Below are 26,367 nucleotides of genomic sequence, written 5' to 3'. Positions count from 1 at the left end.
TGATGTATGCGTATTGATGTTATAACCATCTAAGTTTAAAAATTATGCAAGAAATTCAACAACTATTAGCCATAACAAAACGATTTATGTAATGATGCAATTTAAACCATCGTTTTCCCATCATCAGCAAAACGATATAAATAAACGAACCATTTTCCCGTCGTCAGCAAAATGGTCAAAAACAACAAATAAACATTTTTTAAATACAAAAAAACCTTATTTACCGAATTTTAACATAAATAGATAGATTTGAATCTACTTATTTTTACTATTTTTGCATAAATAAGATATATTATGAAAATTTCAACCCTTATTCCGCAAGAAAAAATAATAGAACGATTACGTTATGAGAATCCTTGGTGGGTAACTAAGGCTATTCCAGAGTTATACCGTACAATGTCTAAACGTTTGTATTTTAATCTTTTTTATCCGTTTGTCGTTGAAAAAGAGATTAAAAGAGCGGTGGTATTAATGGGACCAAGACGTGTGGGTAAAACTGTCATGATGTTTCATACAATCGATCAATTGATTCAGGAAAATGTAAATCCGCAAAAGCTATTTTTCATAGGTATTGATAATCCTATTTATATCAATTTGAGTTTACAAGACATTTTGGATTTATGCACAGAGGCTTTAAAAATTAAAAATCTAGACGATTGTTATATTTTCTTTGATGAGATTCAGTATCTGAAAGACTGGGAACGTCATTTAAAAGTATTGGTAGATACGTATCCAAAAACAAAATTTATCGTTTCGGGTTCTGCTGCTGCTGCCTTGCGCTGGCACAGTACCGAGAGTGGCGCGGGTCGATTTACTGATTTTATGCTGCCGCCTTTAACCTTTCAGGAATTCATTCATTTAAAAAATCGTTCCCATTTGATGGTAGAAGGTGCTATCAACTACAACGGAAAAGAAATAGCCTATCAGCTGACTAATAATATAGACGAACTCAACAAAGAATTTGTGAATTACCTCAATTTTGGAGGATATCCCGAAGTAGTTTTATCTGAAAAAATTCAGAGTGATATGGGTAGGTATGTTAAAAATGACATTGTAGATAAGGTATTATTGAGAGATTTACCAAGCTTATACGGGATTAAAGATGTGCAAGAACTCAACCGTTTTTTCACTTATATTGCTTACAACACAGGCAATGAGTTTTCGTATGAAACCATGTCAAGAGAAAGTGGTATTATAAAAGAAACCTTAAAAAAATATCTGGAGTATTTAGAGGCAGCTTTTTTAATTAAAGTACTCAACAAATTAGATATCAATGCTAAACGATTGAAAAGAGTAACCAGTTTTAAAGTGTATTTGACCAATCCATCATTGCGAACTGCTTTATTCTCGCCAATTTCAGAAAGCGATCAAGAAATGGGGAATATGGTCGAAACTGCTATACTTTCACAATGGATGCACCGTGAAAATTTGAATTTGAATTATGCCCGTTGGAAAGACAAAAAAGAAGGAGAAGTAGATCTGGTATTGCTTGATGATAAAAATTTCAAACCTATTTGGGGTATTGAAATAAAATGGAGCAATCGCTATGTTGAAAAAACGAATGAATTGAATAGCATGGTTCAATTTTGCGATAAAAATAAATTATCAAGTGCATTAGTAACCACAATTAATCAAGAGGGAAACAAAAACTTTAAAGAAATTGAGTTTACCTTTTTGCCAGCAGCTTTATATGCTTATAATGTTGGTGTCAATACATTAAAAATGAAAGGGAATAATGATTAACGGAAATAGTACAAATAAACATTTTTTTAAAGCGAAAAAATCTTAATTATTCCATTTCGACATAAATAGATTGATTTAAATCTGCTTATTTCGACAATTTATAAAATGATTAGCGAAACAAAAGAAAAAGCCAACTATACTCGATCATAATCGATATGTGGAGCTTGGAAAATAGAAAAACAGCATGAAATTCACAGAAGCACAATTAGAACAAGCCTTTATCCACTTATTACAAGACGAGCAAATGACGCATCTTGTAGGTGGCGAAGTGCGTAAAAACGAGTTTCAAGGTGTAGAAGAACCTCACGCACAATACGGTCATATCGTTACTGAAAAAGTGTTGATAGATGCAGATTTGCGACACTATTTGAAATCCAACTATGCGAAAGATAACATTACGGATGCTGAAGTAGATTCGATTATTCGTGATTTGGAACGTTTGCCTTCTTCCGATTTATATGAAACCAATAAAACTTTCATGAAAATGGTGAGTGATGGTTTTTTGCTAAAACGTGAAGACCGCAATCAAAAAGATATTTTTATACAACTAATTGATTATTCTGAAAAAGATCACAACACGTATAAAATCGTCAATCAACTAGCCATTAAAGGCTATGAAATGCGTATTCCTGATTTGATTTTATACATTAACGGATTGCCATTGGTAGTATTTGAATTTAAAACGGCGATTCAGGAAAACACAACCATCCATGATGCGTATGTACAATTAACTACACGTTACAAACGAGATATTCCTGAGTTATTTAAGTACAATGCTTTTTGTGTGATTAGTGATGGGGTAAATACCAAATCAGGTTCCTTTTTCGCGCCTTATGAATTCTTTTATGCTTGGCGTAAAATAGAAGGCATGCCTAATGGGGTAGATGGTATAGATGCTATGTTTACACTCATTCAAGGGATGTTTAATCGCAAGCGTTTAAGAGATATCATTCAAAACTTTATTTATTTACCTGATAGTTCTAAAAAGAACGAAAAAATCGTTTGTCGTTATCCGCAATATTATGCGGCAGTCAAACTTTTTGAAAATATAAAAAACCATCAAAAACCTTTAGGTGATGGTAAAGGTGGAACCTACTTTGGTACAACAGGTTGTGGGAAAAGTTACACCATGTTGTATTTAAGTCGTTTGTTAATGCGAAGCACGCATTTTGCTAGTCCAACAATTGTCATTATTACCGATCGTACTGATTTAGACGACCAGTTATCAGGTCAATTCACCAATGCAAAAGGATTTGTGGGTGACGAATCGATAATTAGTGTAGAAAGTAGAACGCATTTACGAGAGTTGCTACAAGGCAGAAATAGCGGCGGTGTTTTTTTAACCACCATTCATAAATTTACAGAAGACACAAGATTACTAACCGATAGAACGAATGTCATTTGTATTTCGGATGAAGCGCACAGAAGTCAAACCAATTTAGACCAGAAAGTAGTTGTTACAGAGCAAGGCGTTAAAAAAACATTTGGCTTTGCTAAGTATTTACATGATTCGTTACCCAATGCCACTTATGTTGGTTTTACAGGTACACCAATAGATGCTACTATTGATGTGTTTGGCGATATTGTAGATGCTTACACCATGAATGAATCGGTTAAAGATGAAATTACCGTTCGTATTGTCTATGAAGGAAGAGCTGCAAAAGTTTTATTAAACAATCAAAAACTAGAAGAGATTGAGGCATATTACAATAGATGTGCGGAAGAAGGAAGTAATGAAAACCAAATAGAAGAAAGTAAAAAAGCAATGGCGCAAATGAATGCCATTATTGGCGACCCAACACGTTTAAAAACTGTTGCTGAAGACTTTGTTACCCATTACGAAAACAGAATCGCTGAAGGGTCAACTGTTCGAGGCAAAGCCATGTTTGTGTGCAGTAGCCGACCAATTGCTTACGAATTGTATAAAAACGTTCTAGCCTTACGACCAGAATGGGGTGAAGTCAAAGTAGCCGCTGATGGGGTTGAGTTATCTGATAAAGACAAAAAAGAAATCAAACCAATGGAACGCATCAAAATGGTGATGACCAGAGGAAAAGACGATGAGGAAGATTTTTATAATTCATTGGGCACGAAAGACGATCGCAAAGAATTAGATAGACAATTTAAAAATGACAAATCTAATTTTAAAATTGCCATTGTAGTAGATATGTGGCTAACAGGTTTTGATGTACCTTTCTTAGATACCATGTATATTGATAAACCTATTCAACGTCATAATTTAATTCAAACAATTTCTCGTGTAAATCGAAAATTTGAAGGTAAAGAAAAAGGGTTAATTGTAGATTACATCGGCATCAAAAAGCAGATGAATATGGCCATGGCACAGTACAATAATTCAGATGGTCAAAATATTGAAGATATTGAGCAATCGATTGTTGTGGTTAAAGACCAATTAGATTTATTAGGCAAACTATTTCACAAGTTTGACACATCAGGTTATTTATCGGGTATTCCTTTAGAACAATTAAAAACATTGAATAAAGCATCCGAGTTTGTACAATTGACACAAGAATTGGAAAAACGATTCATGTACATTGTGAAACGATTAAAATCGGCTTATGATATTTGTTCTGGAAGCGGTGCATTTTCAGAAACGCAACGCGATGAAATTCATTTTTACTTAGCCGTTCGTTCCATTATTTTTAAATTAACGAAAGGCGTTGCGCCAGATACTGCTCAAATGAACAATCGTGTGAAGCAAATGCTTCAAGATGCTATTGAGAGTGATGGAGTAGAAGAGATTTTTAAACTTGGAGATGAAACCCAAACAGAGATAGATATTTTCTCTGATGATTATATGGCAAAAATTGATAAAATTAAGTTGCCAAATACCAAAATCAAACTATTGCAGAAGCTTTTAGCCAAGGCAATAGATGATGTCAAGAAAATAAACAAAATCACAGGTATCGATTTTTCTAAGCGTTTACAACAGATTGTTGAAAAATACAACGAGCGCAAAGAAAGTGATGTGTTGCGAAGTGAAGTGTTAGAGGACTTTACCGATGAAATTATTGATTTGTATTATGCGCTTAAAAAAGAAAAAGATTCTTTCAAAGATTTAGGAATTGACTTTGAAGAAAAAGCATTTTACGATATTTTGAAAGCTTTAGCAGTTAAATACGATTTCAGTTATCCAAATGATAAATTAATACAACTGGCTCAGAAAGTTAAAACAGTAGTGGATGATAAAGCTAAATACACTGATTGGAGTAAACGAGACGATATTAAAGCCGAATTAAAAGTTGATTTAATTATACTATTGGCTGAAAATGATTATCCACCCGTTGACAGAGACGAAGTGTATAAAGAGATTTTTGAACAGGCAGAGAATTTTAAGAAGTATAATAAGTAGCTAATTATTTATAATACGATTAACCTACAACCATTGATTAAACAATTTTAAAAACATATATAAATAAATAAATATTTATTTAAAAAAATAAAAAAATAAAAAAATAAAAAAATAAAAAAATAAAATTGTAAAAACACATAAATGTTTTTTGGTAGGACTTAGTTAGTTTTTTTAATTGGAAAAACGCTTTATTAAGAAGTAAGGTTTAAAATTTTTCAAATACATTATCCACAATTGTGTCTAATTTTTTGTTTGGCAACTTACTAAGATACGATTGTGTCGTTTTTATATTTGTATGTCCTAACATTTCACTTACAGCATCAATCGAAACATTGTTAAACTTCAGATAAGTAGCAAAGGAATGTCGTGCGGTATAAAAAGTGATATTTTTATTTATTTCTAACACTTGTAAAATTTCCTTTAAAGACTTATTTATCTGTCCTAGAATTTTGTGTTCCCTGTTTTTTAGTTGTAGAGGAGTCATGTTTTCATTTAAAAGCACGGGAAATAAATAGTTGTTAAATGATTTTTGGCTGTAATAATTTAGTATTTCTTGAGCTGAAGAGATCAATTTAAATTCAAGATGAACCCCTGTTTTTGTCCTTATATAAGAGATTCTATTTTCAAATAAATTAGTATGATTAAGTTTCATAAGGTCAATAAAATTCATACCTCTACAATAGAAGCTAAATAAGTACATATCCTTGGCAAATTGTAATTTTTTGTTTTGAATAAAATCTTTGTTTATAATCAGTTTTATTTCATTTTCGGTTAAATATTCTTTTTTGTTTTCATTTTTTAAATTAGAAATTTTGACAGTCTTGAATGGGTAAAATCTATCTGGAATTATTTTCCTTTGAATAGCTTTGTTGTAAATAGCTCTGATAGTTCTCATTTTGATTCCTATGCCGCTATCTATTCCTCCTCTACTTCTTAGGTAAGAATCGTATTTTTGAAGAAATTCTACATTTAGTTCTGTAAATTTTAATTGATCTTTTTGGTGGTATTTTTTTAATGAAGCCAATGTGTCCTTGTTAATCTTTGCTGAACCCGTCTTGCCAGAATTATTAAATTCATTTATGACTTCTTGATGAAAATTAAAGTAATCTAAGCTATTAGGTTTAGTATCTTCTCTTTTTATTTCATTTACTAAATCACTCAAAGAATAGGATTCTTCTAGCATTTTTCTTTCGTGCATAAAATCGTCTATTCTAAGATTTATTTTTTCAATAAACCTATTTATAGATCTGTGCTTTGTATTATTAGTTTTAAGTCTACAAGAATCAAAGCACCAGTCTTCTTTTTTACAAGTTTGTCCGATAGAAATAGAAGTGTTTTTACGGTCTTTTACTAGAACTAAAATTATTGAATACTCTTTGTTCTTATTTGGGATGTTTTTGAGGGTAAATTTTACAGTACTCATAATATAGTTTTGGCGAACATTTGACGAACAAATCTATATAAAAAAGAAATAAAAAGAAAATATAAACCAATAAAATTTATCGTAAACAATTGATTATCAATAAAAGTAAATCAAAGTGCAACAATAAGAAAACAAATAAAACCTATCTCATAATCAGGTGGTCCCTGGTTCGAGCCCAGGTGGGACCACAACAAAACCCTTGTAAGTATCAGTATTTACAAGGGTTTCTTATTAAAAAGTTGAGCAAAAAGTTGAACAAAACCTCTTGCTCAACTTTTTTTTGCTTTAAACGGGAGTTTTGAAACCTCATTTTATATGTTATAAAGTTAAGTATTTGATAAAGAAATAATTATTTGTTAGAATGATTATTATATTTGAGATGAATAATACGATACAAACCATCGTTAATCTACTCAAATTTGGGGTGATAGATGAATGTTTATAGCGCTATTAACTAGTTGTGTGTCAGTTTGGAGCGACAGAGAACTGAATAAAAAAAGAATAATCAATTTTAAACACGAATAAAAAACAAATCCATTAAAATTTATGAAAACAAATATTTCAACTAAAATGATAATTACTTTGTCAATTTGTTTATTTACATTTTTTTCAAAAGCACAAAACGCAAGTGTCGAAAAATCAACTTATGGAATTCAAATTGGAACTTTAGGAATTTGGGCACATCGAGAAGTAAAATTAACCAATGAAATTGCATTGCGTGCGGAAATAGGAATGGATGCTGGATTTTTTGGTGGAAGTTTTTATCCAAAAAACGGATATTTAATGACACCTGTTATAACATTAGAGCCACGATGGTATTATAATTTAGATAAGCGAGTTTCTAAATCAAAAAATATAAGCGGAAACAGTGCAAATTTCTTAACACTTCAAACAAGTTATCATCCTAATTGGTTTGTAATATCAAATTATGAAAATGTTAAAATTGCCAATCAAATTTCAATAATTCCTACTTGGGGTTTAAAAAGAAATATTGGAAAACATTTTACATATGAAACTGGAATTGGAATTGGATATAGATATATTTTCGCTGAAAGTGCTGGATATTCAAAAAATGAAGGAGAAGCGGCAGCTAACTTGCATTTAAGAATAGGATATAGATTTTAAATATAAAACCGAACGCACAACAGCAGTTTGCAAAAATGGCGGGTTTTGTGCTTAATTTAAAGTTGGTTTTGTACTTAAAAAGTAATTGTTTAACCGAAAGTTAAGGCTTACTTAAATTCGACACATCTGCAAGCTGCAAAACGTTAACAACAACCCAAAAAAAAAGAACTTCAAAAATATGAAACTCTTAAAACAAAAATTATACTTTTTAATTCTTCTAATTTTACCATTAATAGTTGAAAGTCAAAACAAATACAATTTAGACTTTAACGATTTTAAACAGGAAGAACAAAAAATGCCTACAGGATGGTTTAAATGGGGAAATTTTGAAAATTTGACAGGAGAAAAATTTAGCGATGGTAATTCTGTTGGGAAAGTTGTTTCCGATAAAAATGGAACATTTGGCTGCATTACTTATAGGATTCCAGCCAATTATGTTGGAGACACTATTGTACTTTCTGGTCGAATTAAATATGAAAATGTCAAAGATTATGTTGGGCTTGTGATGCGGATTGACGGACATTCAAAAAAAGGTTCTTTAGCATTTAAATCAATGCAAAATCAAAAAATAAGAGGTACAAGTGATTGGAGAGAATATGCCATAAAATTACCATTTCCGTCTAATGCAAAAGATATCTATGTAGGCGGGATATTAGGGAAAAAAGGTATAGCTTGGTTTGATGACTTTAAAGTTAGTATTGACGGCATAGACATTCAGAAATTAGAAGAAACAAAAAGATTAACTTTGGAGGATTACAATTCTGACAAACTTGAATCGGCATTATCAAAATCTTCTAGAAAATTGGACTTTTCGAATGAAGAAACTCTACGTAATAGTTTAGGCCCTTTGATAGAAAAAATAGGTGAAAAAAAAATAGTTGCAATAGGAGAAAGTACACACGGAACCTCAGAATTTTATCGACTTAGGGAAATAATAACAAAAAGATTAATAAAAGAAAAAGGATATCGTCTTGTGGTGCTAGAAAATCCATACGATGATATTGAAATCCTAAACAAAGACTTGCTTAAATCCCCATTAGATAGTTTAATGCATAAACACTTATTTTCCATTTATCAAACCCAAGAAATGAAATCTTTTTTACAATGGTATAAGGATAATAAATCGATATATAATATTGAGTTTAAAGGTTGCGATGATTCATATTGGGTTTTTTATGAACTACTAAAAGAAAACTTTAATTCAGTCAATGATAACGTATTGAATAAGCTCTTAAAAGAATTAAAATCCAATATTGAAAAAAGTTCAACGGATAAATTAAAAAAAGAACATAAAGTCAATAATTCAATTTGCAATAACATTTTAGATATAGAAAATTATTTAGAATCAACTAAAAAAACAACTAAATCAATTAGAGAAATTCTTTTCAATGGAAAGAACACATATATAAACTATTTAAACATTAAAAACCAAAAACCAGTTCAAAGTCGAGATGAAATAATGGCTGATAGAATATCATTTTTAGCAAAAAATTCTGATAGTAAAATTATTGTTTGGGCTCACAATGCACATATTTCTAACGAAATTATCACAGACAACGAAATAGGTATAATGGGTAGAGACCTCAAAAAAGAATTCGGGAGCGATTATTACACAATTGGGCTTACTACCTTAAAAGGAAGTTATGCATATATAGATGAAAAATTTATAAATGGAGACCACCTTTATACGGAGAAACTTAAAACAGAATTATTTCAACCTGTCAATAGCTTGTTTTGGGAAAAAAAACTATCTCAAAATGGTAACTCGTTTGTTATGGATATGTCGGATTTAAAAAATCAACTAACCACAAATGAAATAATCGGAGCTACAAGGTTAATTGGTTATTCAAAAGAATCGAAAGAGGATATTTATTATCTTCCATTAATCAAAAATTTTGATATGATGATTTTTATTGAGGAAACTAATTCAACCAAACCAATTTTCGAGTAAAAAGGACAGTTGCTAACAGGTAGTCCCACAAAAAAGCCTTTCAAGTAATTGAGAGCCTTTTTTTATTTCCCCCAACGGATTAAAATCCGTTGTTAGGACATGGGTCGTTGCCTTCGAGAGCCTCAGGCAACGCAGGAGAGCCATAGGCTCGATTGACTTTGGAAGGCTGGATTTTAGTCTAGTCGATACAAACAACTTTTGTCATGTTGAACTCGTTTGCTTCGCCTGTTCGCTACGCTCGAGCCAGCATCTCGTTTGCTTTGCTTAGGCACCAACGGATTGAAATCCGTTGTTAGGATATGGGTCATCCCTACGGGACTTGTAGGCTCGATTGATTTTGGAACCTAAAACGAGTTCAGGTTGACAAAAGTTATTTTCGGTCGAAATTACCTTATCAAATCCTATTTAAATTTCAGTTGAATCTACAGTGTATTTAAAAAATCAATTAATTCAATTAGATTAGATTCTTGACTAAATGATATTTTTTTATCAGTTAAAAACGATTCGATGGACACTTGATTGTTTGGAAAAAGTTTTAAAAGTTCTGATTTCTTTTTTGGAAATTCTGTTAGGCCATCTGGCATTGAAATATAATACTTGCTTTTGTCAATAACATATGAAGCAGGTTTTTCTTTACCATAAGTCGAATTAGGGATATATTCAGGAACAAATTTTACTTTTTCTTTTTTGTATAAAATATATTTTGGATCATTTAATTTATTTAAAATCATTAAATAACCACCCTTTTTCTCTTTACTGTAATTTTCAAAATATTTATAAGAGTTATTGCCTAACGAAATAATACAACTATCACTTTTTTTTACATAATACAATTTATCATCAAGAATAAACTCCATTTCTTCTTTAAAAACGTTGTAACGAATAGGAGGTGTTTTTTCTGACAAGCAAGAGATTGTCGAAGGCGAAAAATCTTTATTAATGTATTGGGAACCTTCTATATCACTTTTTGGTTCCTCAATTCCATTAGCGCTTATGAATGTTAAAAAATTTGATTTTTGAATCGCAAAAGTATTGTTTTGACTCCAAAGACTGTTCGAAAAAATAAATAGAAACAAAAACAAAAATTTATTGTACATACTAATGGTTTTTAGGGTGTTAATATTCAAATGTATAAATTTATTAATTAATTTTTAGAATTCACGTATTTTAAATCCGATTCCCATACAAACGACTTACATATTTCCCAATCACGTCAAATTCTAAATTAATAACAGTACCAATTTGAAAGGCATTGAAATTAGTGTGTTCATAGGTATATGGAATAATCGCTACACTAAATTGATTTTGCTTGGAATTAACTACGGTCAAACTTACTCCGTTTACGGTAATCGAACCTTTTTCGATAGTAATATTGTTCGCCGCTGAGTCATATTCAAAAGTGTAGTGCCAACTTCCGCCAGCTTCTTCAATTGCAATACAGGTTCCGGTTTGATCCACATGTCCTTGAACAATGTGGCCGTCCAAACGATCACCCAGTTTCATGGCGCGTTCTAAATTGACAGTATCGCCCACTTTCCAATGCGATAAATTGGTTTTATTGATGGTCTCTGCAATCGCGGTTACAGTATAGGTGTTGTCTTTAATCGCAACCACCGTTAGGCATACGCCATTATGCGCCACACTTTGGTCAATTTTCAACTCGCCAGTGATGCTTGATGCCACCGTAATATGAACATTGTCTTGGTCTTTTTGTATTTCTTGAACCCTTCCGAGTGTTTCTATAATCCCTGTAAACATTTCTTGTTTTATTTTACTAAATTTGCACTTCAAAATTAGTAATAAATAACCTCAGGGCAGTATGAAAAAAGCAGAAAATATAATTGTTGGAATTTCGATAGGAGATTTAAACGGTATTGGAAGCGAAGTCGTTCTAAAAACATTCGAAGATGCGAGAATGTTAGAATTGTGTACGCCGGTTATTTTTGCCAATGTAAAACAACTTTCGTTCATCAAACGCAACTTGGAATCAGAGATTCATCTTCACGGAATTGACCGTTTGGATCAATTGGTTCTTGGAAAAGTGAATGTACTCAACGTTTGGAGAGAAGGTTTTGATTTGAATTTAGGAATTAATGATGAAACGGTTGGCGAATATGCAATCAAATCATTTGTAGCAGCTACTCAAGCTTTGAAAGAAGGTAAGGTAGATGTTTTGGTCACTGCGCCAATTAACAAATACAACATACAATCAGATACGTTTAAATTTCCGGGTCATACCGATTATTTAGCACAAGAATTAGAAGGCGATGCGTTAATGTTCATGGTGCAAGACAATCTGCGCGTAGGATTATTAACGGATCATATTCCGGTGAGTGAAGTAGCTTCGCATTTGACAGAAGCCTTGATCACTAAAAAAATTGAAACGATTAAACAATCTTTGATTCAGGATTTTAGCATCAACAAACCTAGAATTGCAGTTTTAGGAGTGAATCCACATTGTGGTGATGGTGGAGTAATAGGGAATGAAGACGATGCGATTTTAAAACCTACTTTGAAAAAGATTTTTGAAAAAGGCACTTTGGTTTTTGGACCTTTCCCAGCTGACGGATTTTTTGGAAGCAACCAATATGAGAAGTACGATGCAGTTATTGCTACCTATCACGATCAAGGTTTAATTCCGTTCAAGACCTTGTCTTTTGGTAATGGGGTGAATTATACCGCAGGATTGAATAAAATTAGAACGTCTCCAGATCACGGAACGGCTTATGATATCGCTGGAAAAGGAATTGCAGATTTCAATTCGTTCAAAGAGGCGGTTTATTTAGCGATTGATATTTTTCATTCGAGAAATCAATACTATGAAATCAGCCAAAATCCTTTAAAAATAAGACCGAAACAAGAGTTTTCAAAAAAAGGAGAATAAGGCTATTGGATTTATAATAATTTTATATCTTTGCGCTCCCGTAGTTCAGGGTAAAATGTTGTTGAAATGAAGAAGACTAAAGAATATTTAATTCCATTTGTAGGATTAAAGCTAGGTAAACATCATTTTGAATATCAAATAGACAATGCGTTCTTTGACATCTTTGATTATGACGAATTTCAAAATTCAAATATCAAAGTAAATGTAGTTTTAGAGAAAAAATCCAACATGCTGGAAATCAGTTTTAAGCATGAAGGAATAGTAAATGTACCCTGTGATGTAACAGGAGAAGATTTTGATTTGCCAATCAAAAGCAAAATGAAATTGATTGTTCGTTTTGGCGAAGAATTCAATAATGACAACGAAGAGTTATTGATTTTGCCTTTCGGCGAATTTGAGGTCGATATTGCACAGTATATTTATGAGATGATTGTACTTTCAGTACCTCTAAGACGAGTTCATCCAGGAGTTAAAGATGGGACTTTAGAGTCAGAAGCTTTAAAAAAACTGAATGAATTAGCAGTCAAAGAAACCAAAAAAGAGAATAAACAAGAAGAAAATATTGACCCTAGATGGGACAAATTAAAGCAACTATTAACGGATAAATAATATAGTAAAATGGCACATCCTAAGAGAAAAATCTCGAAAACAAGAAGAGATAAGAGAAGAACACATTACAAAGCAACTGTAGCTCAAATCGCTACTTGTCCTATTACAGGAGAAGCGCACTTATACCACAGAGCGTATTGGCACGAAGGTAAAATGTACTACAGAGGGCAAGTGGTTATCGATAAATCAGAGGCTGTTGCTTAATACATTTTTGCAGCTAAAATAGAACTCTCACGATGTGAGAGTTTTTTTTGTTGCCTATTATTTTCTACAAATTAGACTGTTTAAAGATTCGGATTAGAAAATTTTTTGTAATTTTCAATTCTTTTACAATTTCTCAAATGCCCAGCATTTGATAGTAATAAATGAATACTAATGAGTACAATTACAGCCGCAATTACCGCTGTTGGAGCTTATGTTCCTGATTTTGTTTTGACCAACGATATTTTACAAACGATGGTAGATACAAATGACGAATGGATAACTGCTCGTACAGGAATTAAAGAAAGACGTATTCTTAAAGACGATAGCAAAGGAACTTCCTACCTTGCTATTATGGCTGCTAATGATTTAATGGCCAAAGCTAATTTAGATCCTTTGGAGATCGATTTAGTAATTGTGGCAACTGCCACTGCCGATATGCCCGTAGCCTCAACCGCTGCTTTTGTGGCAACTGAAATAGGTGCAACTAACGCATTTGGTTACGATTTACAAGCCGCTTGTTCTAGCTTCTTATTCGGAATGTCAACTGCCGCCGCCTACATTCAATCTGGAAGATATAAAAAAGTATTACTTATTGGAGCCGATAAAATGTCGTCTATCGTTGATTACACAGATCGTGCTACTTGTATCATATTTGGTGATGGTGCTGGTGCTGTTTTGTTTGAGCCTAACCATGAAGGTTTAGGTTTGCAAGACGAATACCTACGTTCTGATGGTGTGGGCCGTGATTTCTTAAAAATTACAGCTGGAGGTTCTCTAATGCCAACTACAATAGATACAGTAAAAGATAAAAAGCATAACATTATTCAAGACGGAAAAACTGTTTTTAAATATGCTGTGACTAATATGGCAGATGCCAGTGAACAAATCTTGAAACGAAATAACTTGACGAATCATGATGTTGATTGGTTAGTGCCACACCAAGCTAATAAGCGCATTATTGATGCTACTGCTCAAAGAATGAACTTAGAAGATAGTAAAGTGCTAATGAATATTGAAAGATACGGCAATACAACTTCAGCTACCCTACCGCTAGTATTGAGTGATTTCGAAAAACAATTTAAAAAAGGGGATACAATAATATTTGCTGCTTTTGGTGGTGGATTTACTTGGGGTGCTATTTACTTAAAATGGGCCTACGACAAAAAATAAATGTAAACTAAAAACAAATCATTATGGATTTAAAAGAAATTCAAAACCTAATCAAATTTGTTGCAAACTCAGGTGTTGCAGAGGTAAAGTTGGAAATGGACGATGTAAAGGTAACCATCAGAACCACTTTAGAAGGAAACACTACAGAAACTACTTATGTGCAGCAAATGCCAGCACAACCTGTTATTCAACAAGCTGTAATCCCTCAAGCGATTGCTCCAGCAGCAGCTGCTCCAGCTACTCCTGCCGCTCCAGCAGCCGAAGATTCAAAATATGTTACAATTAAATCACCAATTATTGGAACTTTCTACAGAAAACCATCTCCAGACAAACCAGTTTTTGTTGAGGTGGGAAGTACTATCGGAAAAGGAGATGTTTTGTGTGTAATTGAAGCTATGAAATTATTCAACGAAATCGAATCAGAAGTTTCAGGTAAAATCGTTAAAATTTTAGTGGATGACATGTCTCCAGTAGAATTTGATCAACCATTATTCTTAGTAGATCCATCATAATTTAATAGTTTAAAAGTTTAGGAGTATAGAAGTTTAAGTGTTTTTTAACCTATTTCTACTAAACCCCTAAGCCCATAAACTTCTAAACTAACAAAGTATGTTTAAAAAAATATTAATTGCAAATAGAGGAGAAATTGCACTTCGTGTTATTCGTACTTGCAAGGAAATGGGAATCAAAACAGTTGCTGTTTATTCTACTGCAGATGCGGAAAGTTTACACGTAAAATTTGCAGATGAAGCGGTTTGTATTGGCCCTCCACCAAGTAATTTATCCTATTTGAAAATGTCCAATATTATTGCGGCAGCAGAAATTACCAATGCTGATGCTATTCACCCAGGATACGGTTTTCTTTCTGAAAATTCAAAATTCTCAAAAATCTGTCAAGAGCACGGTATCAAGTTTATTGGTGCGGCTCCTGAAATGATTGACAGAATGGGAGATAAAGCTTCGGCTAAATCAACAATGATTGAAGCGGGTGTTCCTTGTGTTCCAGGTTCTGTAGGAATATTAGAATCGTACGAACAAGCAGCTGAATTAGCCAATCAATTTGGTTACCCAGTAATGTTGAAAGCTACTGCCGGTGGTGGTGGAAAAGGAATGCGTGCGGTTTGGGCAGAAGAAGATCTATTAAAAGCGTGGGAAAGCGCACGTCAAGAATCGGCAGCTGCTTTTGGAAATGACGGAATGTACTTGGAGAAATTAATCGAAGAGCCTCGTCATATTGAAATCCAAATCGTTGGAGATTCATACGGAAAAGCCTGTCATCTTTCTGAAAGAGATTGTTCTGTACAACGTCGTCACCAAAAATTAACTGAAGAAACCCCTTCGCCATTTATGACCGATGAATTGCGTCAGAAAATGGGAGAAGCTGCTGTGAAAGCAGCTGAATATATCAAATATGAGGGAGCTGGAACAGTAGAATTTTTGGTAGACAAACACCGTAATTTCTATTTCATGGAAATGAACACGCGTATTCAAGTAGAACACCCAATTACTGAACAAGTAATTGATTACGACTTGATTCGTGAACAAATATTAGTAGCAGCTGGTGTGCCAATTTCTGGTAAAAATTATTTACCACAATTACACGCTATTGAATGCCGTATCAATGCCGAAGATCCATATAACGATTTCCGTCCGTCACCAGGAAAAATTACCACCTTGCACATGCCGGGAGGACACGGTGTACGTTTAGATACGCACGTATATTCAGGCTATTCTATTCCGCCCAACTATGACTCAATGATTGCTAAGTTGATTACAACAGCACAAACACGCGAGGAAGCAATTAGTAAAATGAGAAGAGCTTTAGATGAATTTGTGATTGAAGGAATTAAAACAACTATTCCATTCCACAGACAGTTGATGGATGATCCTCGTTATATTGCTGGGGATTACACTACAGCGTTTATGGATACATTTAAAATGAATGATCCAGAATAAAAGACACTTATATTACATTTAAAAACCTTGCAGTAATGCAAGGTTTTTTGTTTTAAAGCATATTATTTTTGTAGTTTAAGTAAGCTTTTCAATCTTTTTGTTGTGTCTTGAGTTGCGATTGGATGACCGAATCAATTTTTCTTTTTTATATTCAACATTTTCGTATTTTTGATTGGTATACAAATCAATAGTTTACCAATTTTATTATGAAAAATAGCCTAGAATCACTAGTTGATGATGTAGCAACCTATATTCCAGGTTATACTTTTTCAAACGATCAAATTTCAAAAGTAGATATTGGTTGGCACATCGAACATATATTATTAACTATTAATGGTGTTATCAGTTCATTAGCACAATCGAACCCGACGAACTTTTCTTCTCAATTTAGTTTGCTCAAAAATATAGTTTTGTTAACCAATAGAATCCCAAGAGGAAAAGGTAGGGTGCCAAAAGTAGTAAAACCACAAGTAGCTTATACTGAAGATAGTTTGGAACAACATATAATGGCTACTAAAGAAAAAATCAGTCAATTGGAATTGATATCAGAAGATCATTTTTTTGAACATCCTTATTTTGGCAACATGAAGAAACGTCCAACCGTTCATTTTTTAGAAATACATACAAAGCATCATATTAATATCATTCGAGAGATTGTTGCTGCTATCAAATAAGAAAAACCAAACGCCTTTATTTATGATGAAATTGAAGCGAATTCTGTATACAACAATTGTCTGGTTTTTTGGACTCTCGGTGGGTTTAGTAGTCTTTTTTAAATTTGTTCCTGTACCATTTACTCCTTTGATGGGCATTCGAATTATTGAAAATAAGTTGGATAAAAAACCCATTTATTTTGAACACAATTGGGAGCCTATTGAAAACATTTCGATGAATTTGCAAAAAGCCGTAATTGCTAGTGAAGACGGAACTTTTTTACACCATCATGGATTTGATTTTAGTGCGATGCAAAAAGCATTTCAGAACAATGCAAACGGCAAAAGGATTAAAGGCGGAAGTACCATTTCACAACAAACAGCTAAAAATGTGTTTTTATGGCAAGGCCGAAGTTATTTTAGAAAAGCCTTGGAAGCTTATTTTACGGTTTTAATCGAATTGATTTGGGGCAAAGAACGCATTATGGAAGTCTATTTAAATAGCATTGAAATGGGCGATGGAATTTATGGTGCACATGCGGCTACCCAATATTGGTACGGTAAAGACGCTTCGAGTTTAACCAAAAGAGAAGCAGCCGGAATTGCCGCTATTTTACCCAATCCAAGAAAATACAAGGCTTCCAATTCTTCAGGATTTATCAACCGCCGAAAAGATCGAATTGTCAGGGTAATGCGTCACATTGGGACAATTAAGTATTAAAAAAGCCCTTCAATTACTTGAAAGGCTTTGAAAGTGGAGAAGATGGGGCTCGAACCCACGACCTCTTGACTGCCAGTCAAGCACTCTAGCCAACTGAGCTACATCCCCAATGCAGGCAGCAAATATAGGTTAATTTGAGTTTAATTTCTTGAATGTTTGAAAAAAACCAAGCCATTCTATTTAAAAAAAGAGCAAACTAACAGAATAGTTTTAACTTTACAGTAAAATTTCTGCTATGTCATTACAAAATGCAACAGGTACTATAACCGTTTCTATCGATGCAAAAATCGCCACGATTGAATTTGGCCATCCTGCTAGTAATTCATTTCCAGCACAGTTGTTACAAGAACTAACCAAAACTATTGATGATTTAGGACATAATTCAGAAGTGACTGTATTGGTTTTAAAGAGTCAAGGTACTGCTGCTTTTTGCGCAGGGGCTTCATTTGACGAATTGTTAGCGGTCACAAACGAATCCGAAGGGAAATCGTTTTTTTCTGGCTTTGCTCACTTGATCAATGCGATGCGGAAATGTTCAAAACTCATTATAGGCCGAGTGCAAGGAAAAGCAGTTGGTGGCGGAGTTGGTATTGCCGCAGCTTGTGATTATGTTTTGGCAAGCCAAGAAGCCAGTATTAAATTATCGGAATTGGCGATAGGTATCGGACCTTTTGTAATCGAACCTGCAGTGTCTAGGAAAATAGGGAAAACAGCTTTAGCCGAACTAACTTTAACCGCACAAGAATGGAAACCGGCAGCTTGGGCTCATGAAAAAGGGCTGTATGCCAAAACCTTTGAATCTATCGAAAAACTAGATAAAGCAGTACTAGAATTAGCACATCATATAGCATCCTATAATCCTGAAGCTTTATCGGCAATGAAAAAAGTGCTTTGGGAAGGAACAGATCATTGGGACAATTTACTGCTTGAAAGAGCATCGATTTCTGGGAAATTAGTACTTTCCGAGGCAACCAAATTGGCTTTAAAAAGAAACTAATAGCCCAATTATTTTCGTAAGTTTGCAGTCAAATACACAATGGAATGAGCAATATTAGAATCACCAAACAATTCAGTTTCGAAACCGGTCACGCTTTATATGGCTATGATGGCAAATGTAAAAACGTGCACGGACACAGTTATAAATTATCTGTAACTGTTATTGGGAAACCTATTTTGGATCGTTCCAACGTCAAATTTGGTATGGTGATTGATTTTACTGATTTGAAAAAAATCGTGAAAGAAGAAATTGTGGACCAGTTTGATCATGCTACAGTATTTAATGAAACAACTCCTCATATTGAGTTGGCAAACGAATTAAAAACCCGTGGTCATCACGTAATTTTAGTCGACTACCAACCTACAAGTGAAAATATGGTGATTGATTTTGCGCAACGCATTAAGAATAGATTGCCAGAAGGAATTGCTCTTTTTTCGTTAAAACTTCAGGAAACCGAGACTTCATTTGCAGAGTGGTTTGCCAGCGATAATTTGTAATTCTACACGGATGTCATTAACTAACAATAAAAAAATATATTTTGCTTCTGATCAGCATTTTGGAGCGCCAACAGCCGAATTGAGTTTTCCTAGAGAACAAAAATTTGTGGCTTGGCTAGACGAAGTAAAACAAGATGCCGAAGCTATTTTTTTATTGGGAGATTTGTTTGATTTTTGGTTTGAATACAAAACGGTAGTTCCCAAAGGATTTGTACGTATTTTGGGCAAATTAGCTGAAATTCGCGACAGCGGAATCCCAATCTATTTCTTTGTGGGTAACCACGATCTGTGGATGGAAGATTATTTTCAGAAAGAATTGAACATCCCGGTATACCGCGACAATCAAGAATTTACTTTTGGCGACAAAACTTTTTTGATAGGGCATGGCGATGGCAAAGGACCTGGCGATAAAGGGTACAAACGCATGAAGAAAGTGTTTACTAATCCAGTGGCTAAATGGTTTTTCCGTTGGTTGCATCCGGATTTAGGTGTGGGCTTAGCGCAATACCTTTCAGTGAAAAACAAATTGATTTCGGGTGCTGAAGATGTAGTATTCTTGGGCGAAGAAAACGAATGGCTGATTCAATATGCCAAGCGCAAACTCGAAACCAAACACTACAATTACCTTATCTTTGGTCACCGTCACTTACCGATGGTATTTCCTTTAGGTAATAATTCAGACTATGTCAATTTAGGCGATTGGATTTCCTATTTTACCTATGGCGTTTTTGATGGAGATACCTTCGAAATTAAAAAATACGAATAAGTCAGCGATTTACGCTCTTAGAATTTTTTCCATTTTTTTGCCTTTAGCCAATTCATCGACTAACTTATCCAAATACCGTACTTGTTTGGTTAAGGGATTTTCAATTTCTTCAATTTTATAACCACAAATGGTTCCTGTAATTAATTCTGCTTTTGAGTTCAACTGCGCTCTTTCAAAAAAGGTTTCAAAAGTAACTTTTTCATCTATCAGTTGGTGAAGTTTAGTATCTTCAAATCCCGTCAGCCAAGTAATTACTTGATGCAATTCTTCTTTGGCTCTTCCTTTTCGTTCCACTTTGGCAAGATATAGTGGATAGACTGAAGCAAAAGTCATCTTGGCAATTCTTTCGTTGTGTTCTGGTGTGGTGTTCATAGTTATTTATATAAATATAAAAGCTAAACAATTTCAAAAAATTCAACATAGACACCTAAAAGAATATGCCAAAAAAGGTAATGCCCAAGTCGAATAAAAAGACAGCTTAAAAAGCCATATTTTTTAAAGTAAATAGCTTGTAAAAAGTTCATTAGAAAACCTGTAAATAAAGAATATATTATGAGAAAAGTACCTTCTGATGGTAATTGCTCTAACGGTTCTCTAATTGCAGTTAATACAGCAGCAATCCAAAAGAAATAATTGGAATAGCTATTCTTTTTTATAACTAAAGAGAGCAATAAGATTAGTGATATCGGAATTAATCTATAAAAAACCTCAATTTCTAATGCGCCTGAAAAAAATAAAAAGAAAGAATAGGGAAAAGGCTGTAAGTAAGGAGGAAGAGATGAATAAGGCTCTGGATGCATTAAAACTTTTATCACAAAAATGTCAAGTAAGCCGAAAATAGCACCAATTGCAATTGGAAGATAAAGCTTGTGTTTGATTGCAATTTTGTTCTCCCAAAAATTTGGAATGTGCAAACGTTCAAATAAAAATAAAAAAGGAACTCCTAAAAGCAGCAACAGAATATTTGAAGTGTCCCAAATACGTAAAAATTCAAATTCGGTTTTAATGGAATTACCATAGAAAATACCAATAAGTGCAATTAATAAAAAACTCAAATAAACAAATAAATTCTTAGTTCCTTTTTCAGGAAGGTCCAAATTAAATTTCATAAATAATAATTTTTTAAGATTGTGCAATTAGTATTTCTTTACTACAAATTGTTACATTCCAACTAATTTTAAATCAATCTACTCCTCTTTTCGATGCTCTTCTAAGTCTTTTTCTAAATCCAATTTTCTAAAGGTAGGCGAAGATATTCCTGTAATCAAAACAGTCAGTAATGTCATGCTTCCGCCAAAAACCACTGCGGTAACTGTTCCCATTAATTTAGCTGTCAATCCACTTTCAAAAGCCCCTAATTCGTTTGACGAACCCACAAAAATAGAGTTTACTGCCGCTACTCGTCCGCGCATATGATCTGGAGTTTTGAGTTGTAAAATCGTTTGGCGAATTACCACAGAAATTCCATCTACCACACCGCTCATAAACAAGGCAAAAACAGATAACCAGAAAATAGTGGACAATCCAAAGACTATAATACATACGCCAAAAGCAAAAATGGCTACCAACAATTTCATCCCCGCATTTTTATTCATCGGTACATAAGCCGACACGAACATTGTTAAGAAAGCTCCAATAGCGGGTGCCGCACGCAAAATCCCAAAACCTTCTGAACCTACATTTAAAATATCTTGGGCGAAAATAGGCAATAAGGCTACTGCACCACCAAATAAGACCGCAATCATATCTAATGAAAGCGCGCCTAAAATCACTTTATTTTGGAACACAAATTTGACTCCTTCCTTCAAACTTTGCATCACTGGTTCGCCAATTTTTGGATTCATAATAGGTTTGGTGCCAATTTTTGCTAAAGCAATTAATGCAATTACCGAAAATCCTAATACAATACTCATCGACCAATGAATGCCAATCCAAGTAATCGAAAACCCTGCAATGGCAGGTCCTAAAACGGAAGCTATTTGCCAAACCGAACTGCTCCAAGTGGCCGCATTAGAATAGGCTTTTTTAGGAACAATTAACGATAGTAGTGAAAATATAGTAGGACCTAAAAAAGAACGAACTATTCCACCCAAAAAAACCAAGAAATAAATAGTGTACAATATAGTTTGATTTGACCAATCTTGAACAACTGCGGGCCATGTCACTAAAAATAATCCTAAACTAATTACCGAAAAACCCATAATACACTTGAAGAGCATGCTTTTTTTCTCCTTTTGATCGACAATATGCCCCGCAAATAAAGCCATTCCTATTGCTGGAATAATTTCCATTAGCCCAATAATTCCCAATGATAAGGCACTTTTGGTCAAACTATAGACCTGCCATTCAATGACAATAAATTGCATTGACCAAGCAAAAACCATGGCGAAACGCAAGATTAAAAAAACATTGAATTCGCTATAGCGTAAGGCTTCGTATGGGTCGTTTTTTACTTTCATTATTGTATATCTTTTAGTCGGAGTTGTAGGCTCAATTGGCCGTTCCATTCGTTTTCATCGATGCAATACGCCATTTGAAATGGGTTTCTATTGGCGACTAAATCTTTTTTATGGGCTAGGTTAAAACCAATGGCAGCAAAACCTTCTGAATTATTTTGCTTTACAAAAAGGCGAATGTGTTCTTGATTAGCGCCCATGAATTTTGGATAACCCGTATCAATTGCATTTTTAGTAACAAAAACGGGCGTCATATTTTCTGGTCCAAATGGCTCAAACTGTTTTAAAATCCGAACGAGTTTTGGAGTAATTTCTGAAAAATCAATTTCGGCATCTAGCTCGATTTCAGGAGTGAGCAATTCAGGATCAATGGATTCTTGCACCACTTTTTCAAAAGCATTTTTGAAAGCGTCATAATTCTCAGCCTTCAATGTCATTCCTGCGGCATACATATGTCCTCCAAATTGCTCCAAATGTTCGGAACACGCTTCTAACGCATTGTAAACGTCAAAACCTCGTACAGAACGCGCCGATGCTGCGTATTTATCGCCACTCTGAGTGAAAACTAAAGTAGGTCGGTAGTAGGTTTCTATCAATCGCGAAGCAACTATTCCGATAACACCTTTGTGCCAATTCTCTTGAAAAACCACTGTGGTAAAACGTTCTTGTTCTTGGTTTTCTTCGATTTGCAACAAGGCTTCTTGAGTAATTTGTTTGTCCAAACCTTTGCGTTCTGAATTGTAATCTTCAATTTCTTTGGCAAATTGTTGGGCTTGTGCCAAATTAAATTCGGTCAATAATTCTACTGCATGATTGCCGTGTTTAATACGTCCCGCTGCGTTAATTCGGGGAGCAATGACAAAAACCACATCGGTTATGGTGAGCGTTTGTTTTTTAATTTGTTGAATCAAGGCTTGAATTCCAGGTCTTGGCGCTTCGTTGATTACTTGCAAACCAAAATGCGCTAATACTCGGTTTTCACCTGTAATTGGAACAATATCGGCTGCAATAGCTGTGGCGACTAAATCCAAATACGGAATTAAATCGTCTATAGTTTGATTGCGATTTTGGCTCAAGGCCTGAATCAATTTGAAACCCACTCCGCAACCGCACAATTCGTCATAGGGGTAAGTACAATCGTCTCTTTTCGGATCCAAAATAGCAACGGCATCGGGCAAGGAATCTCCAGGTCTGTGGTGATCGCAAATGATAAAATCGATATTTTTTTCTTTGGCGTAGGCCACATGATCAATGGATTTGATTCCGCAGTCCAAAGCAATGATTAACGTAAAACCATTGTCTTCGGCAAAGTCAACGCCTTGAAACGAAATCCCATATCCTTCGGCATAGCGATCCGGAATATAGGTCACAATATTGGGATAAAAACTTTTTAAATAGGAAGAGACTAAAGACACTGCAGTAGTTCCGTCTACATCATAATCCCCAAAAATCAAAATATTTTCTTGATTGGCAATCGCATTTTCGATTCGGTTTACGGCAACCTCCATATCTTTCATCAAGAACGGATCATGCAAATGATCTAGCGATGGGCGGAAAAAAGTTTTCGCTTGGTCAAAAGTGGTAATGCCACGCTGAATCAATAAAGTAGCAACCAAAGAATCAACATTTAATTCTTGGGCGAGTTGATCTACTTGTTCTTTTGCAGGTTTTGGTTTGATTGTCCAACGCATGATGATTTGGGATTTGGGTTTACTTCAATGTTAATGCTTCTCCTTCAAATTGGATTCCGTTCCAGCCTGATTGCATAAAATTACGAATATTTTGGTGGTTGGTTCCTTCTGGGTCGCCCAAGACTTCTTCAAAATAATAGGCGCCAAAGCAAGCTAAAGTTTCCACTTGGGTCAATTTTTGGATTTTGGCGAAAGCAAATAACTTACAAGAACCTGAATTTTCTCCTGCGCCATTGTGTTGGTTGCCATTCTGAAAAGCAGTAGGCGTAAACTCATAATTACTTTCAATCGTTGCAATAGTCTCTGCAAAAGTAATGGCTTCAGGGGTTTGTTTTAGTTTTTCTAAAAAGGCTTGTATTGTCATGATTTCTATATTTTATGAAAATTGTGAGGCTATATTTTTTGCTGCAATTATCGCACCTTCCATATATCCTGGATGTTGCGTAGCCGTTTCGGAACCCGAAATATATAATTTATTATTTAAAAATGAATTTTGATAGAGTTGATGTCCGTTGTTTTGGTGGGCCATTACTAAATGTTCGTAATTACTAAATGTAAGCGGTTCATCGCGCCACACTTTTTCATGGTATGCCACAAAGTTCTCAGCATCTGAACCGAATAATTTTTTCAATTGTGCAATCACTTTTGTTTTTCTTTCTTCTACTGAAAGTAGGTTAGTAGCACCATTTAAAAATCCTTTCAACGCAAAACCTGAATTGTCAAATGTACTATGGTCATACATCTCGGTAATGATGCTGGCTTGGCTAAATAAGGTGCCAGAATGATTATTTTCTTTCCAAAATGGGGTGGCGTATTCTACAGCAAATTTTATAGATTCTCCCATCCAAGTATGGGTTTTTTTGGCCAAATTTACTAGGTTTTCTGGAAGTGGTGGGCTGAATGATAAGGTATTCACCATTAAGTTGGGGGGTAAAGTAGTGATCACACAATCAGTGATATAGTCTGTTCCGTTTTGATCCAACACTTCCATTTGGTTCCCAACTTCGTGTACAGCGATTACTTTTGTTTGTTTTTTTATATTTTCATGCCCAATGCTTTCAGCTAGTTTTTCAATTAAGTTTTGGGTACCTCCTTTTATGCGAAAAGAAGGTTCTTCAAATTCTGAAATTTCAAATTTTTGTGGGGGTACAAATGACATCGTTTCAAACAACGAAATACCTTGAGTATGTTGTTTAAAATAGCCTAATTCTAATTCGTCTAACAATTGAAAAAGGTTAGGGTGCAGTTTACTAAACCAGGTTGCTCCCATTTCAACTGTTGCGTCTGTTGAGCCTTTTCGAGTTTCGATACGTCCACCAATTCGTGTGTTGGCTTCCAAAAGGGTAACATGAATACCTTTTTTCTGTAATAAATAACCACATGTAAGTCCACTTAATCCAGCTCCTATGACGATTACTTTAGGGATATTCATTTATTCTTCTTCTGAAAATTTATTTTTCTTTGCTTCTTTCACTACTGGTTTTCCTCCCACCACCACAACGATTTCCCCTCTTGGTGCTGTTTTTTCGAAGTGCGTTAAGACTTCTCTAACCGTCCCTCTGACATTTTCTTCGTGGAGTTTGGATAATTCTCTTGAAACCGAAACAGGTCGGTCTTCGCCAAAGTAGGTAACAAATTCAGCCAATGTTTTTACTAATTTGTGTGGCGAAACATACAAAATCATCGTTCTAGTTTCTTCGGCCAAAGCCAAATAACGAGTTTGTCTACCTTTTTTATCAGGCAAAAAACCTTCGAAAACGAACTTGTCATTGGGTAAACCACTATTTACTAAAGCAGGTACAAAAGCGGTAGCACCAGGCAAACATTCAACTTCAACACCCTTTTCAATACAAGCACGGGTCAATAAAAAACCCGGGTCAGAAATGGCTGGCGTTCCCGCATCGGATATCAAGGCGATATTTTCTCCCGCTTGTAATCGCGTAATGATATTCTCCACCGTTTTGTGCTCGTTGTGCATGTGGTGGCTGTGCATATGGGTGCTTATCTCAAAATGCTTCAATAATTTGCCACTCGTACGAGTATCTTCGGCAAGAATTAAATCTACTTCTTTCAAAATGCGAATAGCACGAAAAGTCATGTCTTCGAGGTTGCCAATAGGCGTTGGAACGATGTATAATTTTGACATTC

The 26,367-nt window shown here is 34.4% G+C and carries 25 protein-coding genes and 1 tRNA gene; 15 read left to right on the top strand and 11 right to left on the bottom strand.

From position 1 onward, the window contains the following. Window positions 1–294 precede the first annotated feature (294 nt). Both LPC20_RS01905 and LPC20_RS01900 read left to right on the top strand, forming a co-directional pair. Window positions 295–1,743 (top strand): ATP-binding protein, encoded by a 1,449-nt coding sequence (locus tag LPC20_RS01905; protein WP_229325952.1) that lies wholly within the window; start codon window positions 295–297, stop codon window positions 1,741–1,743. Between the two features lie 184 nt (window positions 1,744–1,927). Beyond that, window positions 1,928–5,116 carry a type I restriction endonuclease subunit R gene (locus LPC20_RS01900; RefSeq protein ID WP_229325950.1) on the top strand — a complete coding sequence of 1,063 codons (3,189 nt, stop codon included), beginning with the start codon at window positions 1,928–1,930 and terminating at the stop codon, window positions 5,114–5,116. Window positions 5,117–5,321: 205 nt separating this feature from the next. On the opposite strand, the gene LPC20_RS01895 is transcribed toward LPC20_RS01900, so the two are convergent. Beyond that, window positions 5,322–6,539: a site-specific integrase gene (locus tag LPC20_RS01895; protein WP_229325948.1), complete on the bottom strand. Its 1,218-nt coding sequence runs from the start codon at window positions 6,537–6,539 to the stop codon at window positions 5,322–5,324. A 546-nt stretch (window positions 6,540–7,085) separates the two neighbouring features. Here LPC20_RS01895 and LPC20_RS01890 point away from each other — a divergent pair. Together LPC20_RS01890 and LPC20_RS01885 are read left to right on the top strand one after the other, a co-directional pair. Then, a complete protein-coding gene (locus LPC20_RS01890) occupies window positions 7,086–7,664 on the top strand; it encodes a hypothetical protein (RefSeq protein ID WP_229325946.1) in 579 nt (192 codons plus the stop codon). A 178-nt stretch (window positions 7,665–7,842) separates the two neighbouring features. Then, on the top strand, window positions 7,843–9,615 hold the full coding sequence (locus LPC20_RS01885; protein ID WP_229325944.1) for an erythromycin esterase family protein: 1,773 nt from the start codon (window positions 7,843–7,845) through the stop codon (window positions 9,613–9,615). 422 nt (window positions 9,616–10,037) lie between these two features. On the opposite strand, the gene LPC20_RS01880 is transcribed toward LPC20_RS01885, so the two are convergent. Continuing rightward, a complete protein-coding gene (locus tag LPC20_RS01880; RefSeq protein ID WP_229325942.1) occupies window positions 10,038–10,712 on the bottom strand; it encodes a hypothetical protein in 675 nt (224 codons plus the stop codon). 70 nt (window positions 10,713–10,782) lie between these two features. Next, entirely contained in the window at window positions 10,783–11,373 is a 591-nt protein-coding gene (locus LPC20_RS01875; protein WP_229325940.1) for a riboflavin synthase, read from the bottom strand. A 61-nt stretch (window positions 11,374–11,434) separates the two neighbouring features. Between LPC20_RS01875 and pdxA the strand changes: the two genes are divergently transcribed. The 8 genes from pdxA (at window position 11,435) to mtgA (ending at window position 17,812) form a co-directional block, all read left to right on the top strand. After that, window positions 11,435–12,499: a 4-hydroxythreonine-4-phosphate dehydrogenase PdxA gene (pdxA, locus tag LPC20_RS01870; protein WP_229325938.1), complete on the top strand. Its 1,065-nt coding sequence runs from the start codon at window positions 11,435–11,437 to the stop codon at window positions 12,497–12,499. Between the two features lie 66 nt (window positions 12,500–12,565). Continuing rightward, window positions 12,566–13,108, top strand: a complete 543-nt coding sequence (locus LPC20_RS01865; protein ID WP_229325936.1) for a YceD family protein — start codon at window positions 12,566–12,568, stop codon at window positions 13,106–13,108. Between the two features lie 9 nt (window positions 13,109–13,117). After that, window positions 13,118–13,312, top strand: a complete 195-nt coding sequence (rpmF, locus tag LPC20_RS01860; RefSeq protein WP_031455170.1) for a 50S ribosomal protein L32 — start codon at window positions 13,118–13,120, stop codon at window positions 13,310–13,312. Window positions 13,313–13,483: 171 nt separating this feature from the next. Then, the gene (locus tag LPC20_RS01855; RefSeq protein ID WP_229325934.1) at window positions 13,484–14,482 is read left to right on the top strand and encodes a beta-ketoacyl-ACP synthase III; all 999 of its coding nucleotides are present in this window, start codon (window positions 13,484–13,486) and stop codon (window positions 14,480–14,482) included. A gap of 23 nt (window positions 14,483–14,505) precedes the next feature. Next, entirely contained in the window at window positions 14,506–14,994 is a 489-nt protein-coding gene (accB, locus tag LPC20_RS01850) for an acetyl-CoA carboxylase biotin carboxyl carrier protein (protein WP_229325932.1), read from the top strand. A 97-nt stretch (window positions 14,995–15,091) separates the two neighbouring features. Continuing rightward, window positions 15,092–16,438, top strand: coding sequence for an acetyl-CoA carboxylase biotin carboxylase subunit (gene accC, locus LPC20_RS01845; protein WP_229325930.1), 1,347 nt, complete (start codon window positions 15,092–15,094; stop codon window positions 16,436–16,438). Between the two features lie 206 nt (window positions 16,439–16,644). After that, window positions 16,645–17,112: a hypothetical protein gene (locus LPC20_RS01840; RefSeq protein WP_229325928.1), complete on the top strand. Its 468-nt coding sequence runs from the start codon at window positions 16,645–16,647 to the stop codon at window positions 17,110–17,112. Window positions 17,113–17,134: 22 nt separating this feature from the next. Then, the gene (gene mtgA / locus LPC20_RS01835) at window positions 17,135–17,812 is read left to right on the top strand and encodes a monofunctional biosynthetic peptidoglycan transglycosylase (protein WP_229325926.1); all 678 of its coding nucleotides are present in this window, start codon (window positions 17,135–17,137) and stop codon (window positions 17,810–17,812) included. A gap of 34 nt (window positions 17,813–17,846) precedes the next feature. Here the strand turns inward: mtgA and LPC20_RS01830 are convergent. Continuing rightward, window positions 17,847–17,920, bottom strand: a tRNA-Ala gene (locus tag LPC20_RS01830). 127 nt (window positions 17,921–18,047) lie between these two features. Here LPC20_RS01830 and LPC20_RS01825 point away from each other — a divergent pair. The 3 genes from LPC20_RS01825 to LPC20_RS01815 are packed head-to-tail and all read left to right on the top strand — an operon-like array spanning window position 18,048 to window position 20,072. Next, the gene (locus LPC20_RS01825; protein ID WP_229325925.1) at window positions 18,048–18,809 is read left to right on the top strand and encodes an enoyl-CoA hydratase/isomerase family protein; all 762 of its coding nucleotides are present in this window, start codon (window positions 18,048–18,050) and stop codon (window positions 18,807–18,809) included. A gap of 44 nt (window positions 18,810–18,853) precedes the next feature. Further along, complete coding sequence (locus LPC20_RS01820) at window positions 18,854–19,306, top strand: 6-pyruvoyl trahydropterin synthase family protein (RefSeq protein ID WP_229325923.1); 453 nt, start codon at window positions 18,854–18,856, stop codon at window positions 19,304–19,306. Window positions 19,307–19,316: 10 nt separating this feature from the next. Beyond that, window positions 19,317–20,072, top strand: a complete 756-nt coding sequence (locus LPC20_RS01815; RefSeq protein ID WP_229325921.1) for a UDP-2,3-diacylglucosamine diphosphatase — start codon at window positions 19,317–19,319, stop codon at window positions 20,070–20,072. 9 nt (window positions 20,073–20,081) lie between these two features. On the opposite strand, the gene LPC20_RS01810 is transcribed toward LPC20_RS01815, so the two are convergent. From LPC20_RS01810 to rsmI, 7 genes are all read right to left on the bottom strand, one after another. Further along, window positions 20,082–20,444: a DUF2200 domain-containing protein gene (locus LPC20_RS01810; protein ID WP_229325919.1), complete on the bottom strand. Its 363-nt coding sequence runs from the start codon at window positions 20,442–20,444 to the stop codon at window positions 20,082–20,084. Window positions 20,445–20,467: 23 nt separating this feature from the next. Beyond that, window positions 20,468–21,127, bottom strand: a complete 660-nt coding sequence (locus LPC20_RS01805; RefSeq protein WP_229325917.1) for a hypothetical protein — start codon at window positions 21,125–21,127, stop codon at window positions 20,468–20,470. A gap of 132 nt (window positions 21,128–21,259) precedes the next feature. Beyond that, on the bottom strand, window positions 21,260–22,531 hold the full coding sequence (locus tag LPC20_RS01800) for an MFS transporter (protein ID WP_229325915.1): 1,272 nt from the start codon (window positions 22,529–22,531) through the stop codon (window positions 21,260–21,262). Further along, window positions 22,531–24,219 (bottom strand): single-stranded-DNA-specific exonuclease RecJ, encoded by a 1,689-nt coding sequence (recJ, locus tag LPC20_RS01795; RefSeq protein WP_229325913.1) that lies wholly within the window; start codon window positions 24,217–24,219, stop codon window positions 22,531–22,533. The genes LPC20_RS01800 and recJ overlap by 1 nt, the downstream gene beginning before the upstream one ends. Before the next feature lie 19 nt (window positions 24,220–24,238). Then, entirely contained in the window at window positions 24,239–24,583 is a 345-nt protein-coding gene (locus tag LPC20_RS01790) for a HopJ type III effector protein (RefSeq protein WP_229325911.1), read from the bottom strand. Window positions 24,584–24,595: 12 nt separating this feature from the next. Beyond that, window positions 24,596–25,651, bottom strand: coding sequence for a flavin monoamine oxidase family protein (locus LPC20_RS01785; RefSeq protein WP_229325910.1), 1,056 nt, complete (start codon window positions 25,649–25,651; stop codon window positions 24,596–24,598). Then, window positions 25,652–26,365 (bottom strand): 16S rRNA (cytidine(1402)-2'-O)-methyltransferase, encoded by a 714-nt coding sequence (gene rsmI / locus LPC20_RS01780; RefSeq protein WP_229325908.1) that lies wholly within the window; start codon window positions 26,363–26,365, stop codon window positions 25,652–25,654. Window positions 26,366–26,367: the final 2 nt, after the last annotated feature.

The organism is Flavobacterium ammonificans (assembly GCF_020886115.1).
In the GTDB taxonomy this organism is placed as follows: Bacteria; Bacteroidota; Bacteroidia; order Flavobacteriales; family Flavobacteriaceae; genus Flavobacterium; species Flavobacterium ammonificans.
The sequence above is the reverse complement of the archived record's forward strand: the minus strand, read 5'-3'. Positions and strand labels throughout refer to the sequence as shown.

Excerpts from the sequence above, each read along its gene's own strand:
- LPC20_RS01810 (WP_229325919.1), bottom strand. The coding sequence starts at position 20,444 with ATGAACACCACACCAGAACACAACGAAAGAATTGCCAAGATGACTTTT.
- LPC20_RS01885 (WP_229325944.1), top strand. The coding sequence starts at position 7,843 with ATGAAACTCTTAAAACAAAAATTATACTTTTTAATTCTTCTAATTTTA.
- LPC20_RS01905 (WP_229325952.1), top strand. The coding sequence starts at position 295 with ATGAAAATTTCAACCCTTATTCCGCAAGAAAAAATAATAGAACGATTA.
- LPC20_RS01785 (WP_229325910.1), bottom strand. The coding sequence starts at position 25,651 with ATGAATATCCCTAAAGTAATCGTCATAGGAGCTGGATTAAGTGGACTT.
- rpmF (WP_031455170.1), top strand. The coding sequence starts at position 13,118 with ATGGCACATCCTAAGAGAAAAATCTCGAAAACAAGAAGAGATAAGAGA.
- pdxA (WP_229325938.1), top strand. The coding sequence starts at position 11,435 with ATGAAAAAAGCAGAAAATATAATTGTTGGAATTTCGATAGGAGATTTA.
- rsmI (WP_229325908.1), bottom strand. The coding sequence starts at position 26,365 with ATGTCAAAATTATACATCGTTCCAACGCCTATTGGCAACCTCGAAGAC.
- LPC20_RS01825 (WP_229325925.1), top strand. The coding sequence starts at position 18,048 with ATGTCATTACAAAATGCAACAGGTACTATAACCGTTTCTATCGATGCA.
- recJ (WP_229325913.1), bottom strand. The coding sequence starts at position 24,219 with ATGCGTTGGACAATCAAACCAAAACCTGCAAAAGAACAAGTAGATCAA.
- accC (WP_229325930.1), top strand. The coding sequence starts at position 15,092 with ATGTTTAAAAAAATATTAATTGCAAATAGAGGAGAAATTGCACTTCGT.
- accB (WP_229325932.1), top strand. The coding sequence starts at position 14,506 with ATGGATTTAAAAGAAATTCAAAACCTAATCAAATTTGTTGCAAACTCA.
- LPC20_RS01895 (WP_229325948.1), bottom strand. The coding sequence starts at position 6,539 with ATGAGTACTGTAAAATTTACCCTCAAAAACATCCCAAATAAGAACAAA.
- LPC20_RS01890 (WP_229325946.1), top strand. The coding sequence starts at position 7,086 with ATGAAAACAAATATTTCAACTAAAATGATAATTACTTTGTCAATTTGT.
- LPC20_RS01855 (WP_229325934.1), top strand. The coding sequence starts at position 13,484 with ATGAGTACAATTACAGCCGCAATTACCGCTGTTGGAGCTTATGTTCCT.
- LPC20_RS01900 (WP_229325950.1), top strand. The coding sequence starts at position 1,928 with ATGAAATTCACAGAAGCACAATTAGAACAAGCCTTTATCCACTTATTA.
- LPC20_RS01800 (WP_229325915.1), bottom strand. The coding sequence starts at position 22,531 with ATGAAAGTAAAAAACGACCCATACGAAGCCTTACGCTATAGCGAATTC.
- LPC20_RS01790 (WP_229325911.1), bottom strand. The coding sequence starts at position 24,583 with ATGACAATACAAGCCTTTTTAGAAAAACTAAAACAAACCCCTGAAGCC.
- mtgA (WP_229325926.1), top strand. The coding sequence starts at position 17,135 with ATGATGAAATTGAAGCGAATTCTGTATACAACAATTGTCTGGTTTTTT.
- LPC20_RS01880 (WP_229325942.1), bottom strand. The coding sequence starts at position 10,712 with ATGTACAATAAATTTTTGTTTTTGTTTCTATTTATTTTTTCGAACAGT.
- LPC20_RS01865 (WP_229325936.1), top strand. The coding sequence starts at position 12,566 with ATGAAGAAGACTAAAGAATATTTAATTCCATTTGTAGGATTAAAGCTA.
- LPC20_RS01815 (WP_229325921.1), top strand. The coding sequence starts at position 19,317 with ATGTCATTAACTAACAATAAAAAAATATATTTTGCTTCTGATCAGCAT.
- LPC20_RS01840 (WP_229325928.1), top strand. The coding sequence starts at position 16,645 with ATGAAAAATAGCCTAGAATCACTAGTTGATGATGTAGCAACCTATATT.
- LPC20_RS01875 (WP_229325940.1), bottom strand. The coding sequence starts at position 11,373 with ATGTTTACAGGGATTATAGAAACACTCGGAAGGGTTCAAGAAATACAA.
- LPC20_RS01820 (WP_229325923.1), top strand. The coding sequence starts at position 18,854 with ATGAGCAATATTAGAATCACCAAACAATTCAGTTTCGAAACCGGTCAC.